This window comes from Pseudoalteromonas sp. 19-MNA-CIBAN-0066 (assembly GCF_040308705.1).
GTDB classification, from domain to species: domain Bacteria; phylum Pseudomonadota; class Gammaproteobacteria; order Enterobacterales; family Alteromonadaceae; genus Pseudoalteromonas; species Pseudoalteromonas nigrifaciens.
Genome location: NZ_JBEONZ010000027.1, coordinates 36,836 through 44,011 on the forward strand (window position 1 = coordinate 36,836; position 7,176 = coordinate 44,011).

Here is a 7,176-nt window from a genome sequence, read left to right on the forward strand (position 1 = left end):
ATGAAGAAACTATTTAAAGGTTTTGCTGTTGCAGCAGTACTAACTGTTTCTGCAGGTACCGCGCTTAATGCACACGCAAATACGAATGCATTAGATAAAATTCTTGAGCAAGTAAAGCAAGAGCGTATCTCTGAAGGTAAAATCAATAAGCAACGTGAGCAAGAGTTCTTATCAGAACGTGCTGACAAGCAATCATTACTTAATAAAGCGAAAAGCCAATTAGCTGCTGAAAAGTCACGTGGCGATCGTTTAACTAAAGAATATGCACAAAACGAAAACACGCTAGCTGAGAAAGAGCAAGCACTACAAAATGCTCAAGGTACACTTGGTGAAATGTTTGGTGTTGTACGTCGTGCAGCTCAAGATGCTATCGGTTCTATCGAAGCGTCATTAGTAAGTGCTGAAAAGCCAGGTCGTGCTGAAGTATTACGTTCATTAGCTGCGGCTAAAGAGCTTCCTACAGTTCGTGAGTTAGAAGAGCTTTGGATTTCACTTCAAACTGAAATGACAGAGTCTGCTAAAGTTTCTACTTTTGAAACTGAAGTTGCTGGTCTTGACGGTAACCCGTCAATGAAAAAAGTAACACGTATTGGTAACTTTAACTTAGTTACAGATGACGGTTACTTAATTTATTCACCAGAAACAAAGTCGATTCAACCACTTGGTAAGCAGCCTGATAGCTACATTTTAGACGGTATTGCAGACCTTGAAAAAACATCACCTGACAACTATGCTGGTGTATATGTGGATCCAACACGTGGCGCGATTTTGCGTATTAACACTCAAAAAGCAACACTTATGGAATACTTCCATCAAGGTGGCGTAGTAGGTTACATAATTACTGCGTTGTTAGCTTTAGGTATGTTAATTACTCTAATTCGTTTTGTTGACCTTACGCTTACTACAAGCAAAATTAAGAGCCAACTTAAAAATGTTGCTACACCGAATACAAATAACCCATTGGGTCGTATTCTTAAAGTGTACCATGACAACAAGAATCAAGATGTTGAAAACCTTGAGCTTAAACTTGATGAAGCGATTCTTCGTGAAACGCCACGCATCGAAGCTGGTATCAACATTATCAAGATCCTTGCTGCAATCGCACCATTACTTGGTCTACTAGGTACAGTAATCGGTATGATATTAACGTTCCAAACAATCACATTGTTCGGTACGGGCGATCCGAAGATCATGGCTGGTAATATCTCTCTAGCACTTGTAACTACAGCGCTAGGTCTAATTGCTGCACTACCACTAATTCTACTTCACGCACTTGTAGCTGGTCGTAGTAAGTCGGTATTACACATCCTAGATGAGCAAAGCGCAGGTATCGTTGCGACTCACGCGGAGAAGGAGAAAGCCTAATGCTAGTCCTGATGGAGATATGGGAATCTATCAGGGATTTTGTTGGCACAGGCGGCCAGGTTTTATACGTGGTCGCGATAGCACTCTTTCTGATGTGGGTTTTAATGATTGAGCGCTATTGGTTCTTACTTGCAGAGTTTCCGCGTTTATCGCAAGAAATTATTGCAAAGTGGGATGCCCGCCAAGACACTACGTCTTGGTACGCACACAGAATCCGTGAAGCATGGATTTCTGAAGCGTCTGAAAAATTAGATCAGCGTATGTTGTTGATTAAAACATTAGTAGCTGTTTGTCCTTTAATAGGTTTGTTAGGTACTGTTACGGGTATGATTTCGGTTTTCGAAACCATGGCTAGTCAAGGTACTGGTAATGCACGATTAATGGCATCAGGTATTTCAATGGCAACAATCCCAACAATGGCTGGAATGGTTGCGGCACTATCTGGAGTGTTTTTTAGCTCACGTCTTGAGACAAAAGCTAAAATGGTGAAAGCCAAACTTGTAGATAACATGCCTCATCACTAGAGAGAGAATTAAATATGGCACGTAAACAACGTTTTCGTGAAGAAGAAGAAGCAGCGGTCGATATGACGCCGATGCTTGACATCGTATTTATCATGCTTATTTTCTTTATCGTAACTACATCGTTCGTTAAAGAGGCTGGTATCGAGGTCAATAAACCAAAAGCTGCCCAAGCTACTAAGCAAAAAAATGCTAACATTTTTATTGCTATACGTAGTAACGGCGAAATCTGGGTTGATAAACAACAAATTGATGTTGAACGTATTTCAGCAAAAATTGAAAGTTTATTAGCAGAGCAACCTACCGAAGTTGTGATTATACAAGCTGATAAAGAAGCTAAGCACGGCACGGTAGTTAAAGTGATGGACCAGATTAAAGCGACGGGTGATAACCTAAGAATTTCAATCGCTGGAGATCAGTAATGATTCGTTTTCTGTTTTCACTGATTGCAGGTGGGGCAGTTACTTTCGGCTTGTTCTACTTCATGGCATTCCTCATCTCTGGTGGGGCTGACCGTAATACTGAACAAAAAGAGCAGATCATAGTCGAAATAATGACGAATCCGCCTGAATCTAAGGTGCAGGAAAGAAGGCGTGTTCCGCCTCCTCCTCCTCCACCGCCTAAGCAGCCGCCTAAACCGCAGCCGCCACAGCCGGAAAATAACAACCCTAATCCTGGTGGATTGTCATTTAATATGCCAAGCATCGATGTGGGAAGCACGGCAGGTGGACTAAGTGGTCCGGGTGCATTTGGACGAGATGGTGATGCGACACCTATCGTTCGTATTGAACCAAAATATCCAACGCAAGCAGCACGTGATGGTAGAGAAGGTTGGGTTCAACTTTCGTTCACTATCGATGAGTTAGGTGGCGTGGTTGACGTTGATGTAATTGACGCTGACCCGAAACGTATCTTTGACCGTGAAGCTAAACGTGCATTGCGCAAGTGGAAGTACCGTCCTAAAATTATTGACGGTAAACCACAAAGACAAGTTGGTTTACAAGTTCAATTAGACTTTAAACTTAACCAAGGCAACTAAGGAGGCGAGTAATGAGAAATTTATCTAAAGTAACTGCTCTTGCAATTCTTATGTCTGTATCGGGTGCAGCTTTGACTGCACCTGTTTTAGCGGCGCCAAATTACGCAAAAATTGAAGAGCGTAAAAAAGCAAAAACTAAAATCATGGGCGAGCGTACTGGTAAAAAGGTAATTAAAGCGTTTGACTTGTATAATGAAGATGATGTTGATGGTGCACTTGCTTTACTTAAAGAGTTAGATCCGTCTAACGATTTTGACAAAGCAACTGTAAATCGTTACTTAGGTAGTATGTATGCTCAAAAAGAGCAATACAAAACAGCCATTAAGTATATGAAAGCAGCGATTGCACCAGATGTATTAAACTTTGCCGATCAAGCACAGGGTTTAAAAACCTTAGGTGATATGTATGCAGGTACTGAGCAATATAGTGCTGCAAAAAAAGCCTACGCTGATTGGATGGACTTTACAGGTGAAGAAGATCCGAAAGTTTATACTCGTATTGCGCAAGCAAGTTACGAACTTAAACAGTTTAAGGATGTTATAGAACCTGCAGATAAAGCGATTAAGCTTGAAAAAGAGCCAACAAAAGCTCCTTATCAACTTAAGCTAGCTTCATATTTTGAACAAAAGCAGTATCAAAATATGGTTCAAGTTGCAGAAGAAATCGTTCGTGTATGGCCAGATGATAAAAAATCTTGGGTAGGCTTAGGTAAGTATTACTTACAAACTGAAGACTACAAAAAAGGCCTAGCAACTATGGAAGTTGCATACAAAAACGGTTACTTTGAGAACGAAGTTGAATACAAAGTACTAGCTAACTTTTATTCTTTAAACGAAATACCTTATAAAGCAGCATTAACGCTTGAAAAAGGTGTTAAAGAAGAAAAAGTACAACGCACTAAGCAAAATATCAGTGCAATTGCTAGTAACTACCATCGTTCAAAAGATATTGAAAAAGCCGCTAAGTATTACGAAGAAGCTGCAAAATTTGATAACGATGCTGAGCTTTATCGCAAAGCCGGTTCGTTACTTTTACAATCTGAAAACTTTAGCGCTGCAGTTGTTCGTTTGAACAAAGCACTAGAGTTAGGCTCTGATAAAAAGGGCACTATTTATTCAGATTTAGCTGAAGCGTACTACTACCAAGCTAAGTATAAGCAAGCACATGCTGCAATTACTAAAGCTATGGATGACCCTCGCACGCGTAAGTTTGCAAAAGGTTGGGCTACATATATTAAAGATAAAGCCGCTCGCAACGGTGTTAAAATTTAATTTTTAATGTATATTAGCAATTTTTAAAAAGCCCCATTGGGGCTTTTTTTATTGGGATGAACATGAACAAAACGCTTATTTTTTCATTTTTACTTTGTCTATTTTTGGCCTCTTGCTCTAAGCAACCACAGCAGTACACATCGTTTGATGAAGCGCAGCACGCATTAAAATCGCTTAACTTAGCTTTATATCAGCCAAAAAATAGTAAACACACAGGGCTGCGTAGTGAGCAATTGCCTTTTACAGATGCGTATTTAAAAAAACGCCACGCTATTTATCAAAGCTTAATGCAAATGCAACTAACCAAGCAGCAAACTGAGCAGGTTAACTATCTTGTTATTGCAGAGCGTTTTCCTGAACGTTACTTTGCCTGGCCAGCACATACAAATGTTTTAGTTAATTTACTTAACTTAGCAAGTTCAGAGAGTGACTATCAAAATATAAGTAATTGGCTTGAATTTGTGCAGCGACAACTAGAAAGTGCGCAATTAAGCAATTTAAAGTTGAATAAAATTGAACACAATTTAATAAAAAATTATGTGCTTAGTGCACTAAGCGATAAAAACATACCCAATAGCTTATTAGCTCAACTTAATATTTTAAAAGATTATTTAGTGCAATATAGCCCCAGAGGAAGTGTCGGGCTATATGGTTTAGCTAATGGCAGTGAGTGGTATCAAAGTAAGCTAAACTATTTTAGTGGTACAGTGCACTCTCCGCTAGAGTGGCTTACTATTATAAATGAGCAGTTAAAAGAGGAAAGTACACAACCAGCCAATCAGGAGGTTAGCCAAATTTATCCACAGTCATTTTTGGTGCAATTTACTAATGGGGATAAAGAGGTACCAGGTTTAGATTGGTTGTCGGGGTTTAGAAACTTACCCGCTATAGCTGAAAACAAATCACTTTTAGCGCAGCAAAAAACGCTAATGTTAGCAATGATGGAAACTGATGTTGGATTGCATATTCATGCGTGGACCTTGCCACAGGCAAAGGTTAACTTAATAAAGCGTTTAAACATTAGCGAAATAGATGCAACAAGATTAGTTAAAAATATAGTGCTTTACCCTGGGCAGGCATTTAGCTTTGCTCAGCAATTACTTTAACTGCTCCAGCGACTTAACGTTGCTCAATGTGCGCTTTATTTAGCGCACTGTTCACAACGTTGTGTAGCTGGATCTAATTCGAGTAATGCTGTGGTTATAGGCTCTTCACAATCACAGCAATAACCGTACTGACCTATCTCAATTTGACTCACAGCAGCCTCTAAAGTGGTCATTCGTTGAATATATTCACCGTATTCGGGACCTAGTTTTTGCGCCGCCAAATCGAGCCACTCTGCATTGACTGTTTGCGTTAATAAAGATAATAAATGCTGATGAGATAGATGCGCTGATTGAGAAAGTAAGTTTAATATAGTTAATTTTACTTCCTCTATTTCATTAATTAACCTTTGCTGATGTTGCATCGTGTATAACCCCTTTATAATTAGCATTGAGCAATAGGGGTATTATCTAGGTAGATTTACTTACGCGTTATGATTTGCATCAAACTGTGGCGCTTTGGCATACTTACTTAGTACCTCTGCGACATCTTCTTTGGCCTTTAACCGGCGGATCTCGTCAAATAATGTTATTGCCTGTGGGTACTGACGCTTTAAGTAGCCTAACCACTGCTTAGTACGCGATGCAAAGTACTTTTCATCTTTAGCCGGGTCGTGATGAATAGCAGAATTTATTAAATGATAAAGAATATGCTCCCACTCGAGCCCTACATAATCTTCATTATTTATATTCGCTTTAATCTTTTTTGCTAAATCGGGATGAGATAACGCACCACGACCAAGCATTAAGTCGGTACAACCACTGCGTTTTTGGCACAACATAGCATCAGCTACTTGCCATATTTCGCCATTGGCCACAACCGCAATATCTTTATCTTTAATTAAAGGTGGGATCTTTTCCCAATAAGCAGGTGGGTTATAGCCATCACGTTTAGTGCGAGCATGAATTGCAATACTACTTGCACCAGCGCTGACAACAGCATCTACTATTTCTTGGCTGTTACTGTCATCATCAAAACCAAGACGAATTTTTGCACTCACTTGATGCTTGCTATCAACGGCGTCTCTTACCGCTTTAATTATTTCATACATGTGCTCGGGATCTTTAAGCAGTACAGCTCCGCCTTTACTTTTATTAACAGTTTTTGCAGGGCAGCCAAAATTTAGGTCTATGCCATGGGAGCCCAAACTAATTGCTTTAACTGCATTTTCTGCAAGCGCACCTGCAACTTGACCTAATAACTGAATGCGTACCGGTGTACCAGCACTAGTGAGGCCATTATTGCTAAGTTCAGGACAGTAACGATAAAAAACTTTATCAGGTAAGCAAGCATCAACAACACGCACAAACTCAGTCACACATAAGTCAAAACCACCTATATTGGTAAGAAGTTGGCGCATTTTGAAGTCAACAACACCTTCCATCGGTGCTAAAACAAGTTTCATAGAAAGATTAATTATGGCTAAATAAAGGGATGTGTAGTGTAACCGTTAATCATAAATTGATAAATCCGTAATTACCGCGCATAGTTACTTTAGCCAAAAAGTTTACAATTAATTAAACTAAAATGAAATTTTTTATTTTTATACAGGTCTACTTAAATACATACTCGTATTTTCCAATTCTTTGGTTATACAATCTTATTAAAAAGAGAGTCATATAATGAATACAATCAAAAAAAGTTCAATCGCGTTAACACTAGGTGCAGTTGTTGTTGGCTCTGCAAGCTTTGTATCTGTGGATGTGCAAGCCAATCCTTTTGAGTTTCAACAAATGGTTACCGGCTATCAAATAGATGCTACCGAAGGTAAGTGTGGCGAAGGTAAATGTGGCGGCGAAGCAAAAGCTAAAAAAGAAGGCAAATGTGGCGAAGCTAAATGCGGCGCAGATGCAAAAGCTAAAAAAGAAGGCAAATG

The 7,176-nt window shown here is 39.5% G+C and carries 9 protein-coding genes; 7 read left to right on the forward strand and 2 right to left on the reverse strand.

Annotated elements, in window-relative coordinates:
- The 6 genes from AAEZ18_RS14115 (at position 1) to AAEZ18_RS14140 (ending at position 5,302) form a co-directional block, all read left to right on the forward strand.
- Complete coding sequence (locus AAEZ18_RS14115) at positions 1-1,365, forward strand: MotA/TolQ/ExbB proton channel family protein (RefSeq protein ID WP_086993326.1); 1,365 nt, start codon at positions 1-3, stop codon at positions 1,363-1,365.
- Positions 1,365-1,889 carry a MotA/TolQ/ExbB proton channel family protein gene (locus AAEZ18_RS14120; RefSeq protein WP_011327873.1) on the forward strand — a complete coding sequence of 175 codons (525 nt, stop codon included), beginning with the start codon at positions 1,365-1,367 and terminating at the stop codon, positions 1,887-1,889. Before AAEZ18_RS14115 ends, AAEZ18_RS14120 begins: the two co-directional genes overlap by 1 nt.
- Before the next feature lie 14 nt (positions 1,890-1,903).
- The gene (locus AAEZ18_RS14125) at positions 1,904-2,308 is read left to right on the forward strand and encodes an ExbD/TolR family protein (protein WP_007583867.1); all 405 of its coding nucleotides are present in this window, start codon (positions 1,904-1,906) and stop codon (positions 2,306-2,308) included.
- On the forward strand, positions 2,308-2,925 hold the full coding sequence (locus AAEZ18_RS14130) for an energy transducer TonB (RefSeq protein WP_089368026.1): 618 nt from the start codon (positions 2,308-2,310) through the stop codon (positions 2,923-2,925). The genes AAEZ18_RS14125 and AAEZ18_RS14130 overlap by 1 nt, the downstream gene beginning before the upstream one ends.
- Positions 2,926-2,936: 11 nt before the next feature.
- Positions 2,937-4,196: a tetratricopeptide repeat protein gene (locus AAEZ18_RS14135; protein ID WP_011327876.1), complete on the forward strand. Its 1,260-nt coding sequence runs from the start codon at positions 2,937-2,939 to the stop codon at positions 4,194-4,196.
- A gap of 62 nt (positions 4,197-4,258) precedes the next feature.
- On the forward strand, positions 4,259-5,302 hold the full coding sequence (locus AAEZ18_RS14140) for a hypothetical protein (RefSeq protein ID WP_089368027.1): 1,044 nt from the start codon (positions 4,259-4,261) through the stop codon (positions 5,300-5,302).
- A gap of 35 nt (positions 5,303-5,337) precedes the next feature.
- Here the strand turns inward: AAEZ18_RS14140 and AAEZ18_RS14145 are convergent, their stop codons facing one another.
- Together AAEZ18_RS14145 and AAEZ18_RS14150 are read right to left on the reverse strand one after the other, a co-directional pair.
- Entirely contained in the window at positions 5,338-5,664 is a 327-nt protein-coding gene (locus AAEZ18_RS14145) for a conjugal transfer protein TraR (RefSeq protein ID WP_089368028.1), read from the reverse strand.
- 60 nt (positions 5,665-5,724) lie between these two features.
- A complete protein-coding gene (locus AAEZ18_RS14150; RefSeq protein ID WP_089368029.1) occupies positions 5,725-6,705 on the reverse strand; it encodes a tRNA-dihydrouridine synthase in 981 nt (326 codons plus the stop codon).
- Positions 6,706-6,922: 217 nt separating this feature from the next.
- On the opposite strand from AAEZ18_RS14150, the gene AAEZ18_RS14155 reads away from it, so the two are divergent.
- A partial coding sequence (locus tag AAEZ18_RS14155; RefSeq protein ID WP_502935385.1) for an HvfA family oxazolone/thioamide-modified RiPP metallophore occupies positions 6,923-7,176 on the forward strand: 254 nt, incomplete at its 3' end.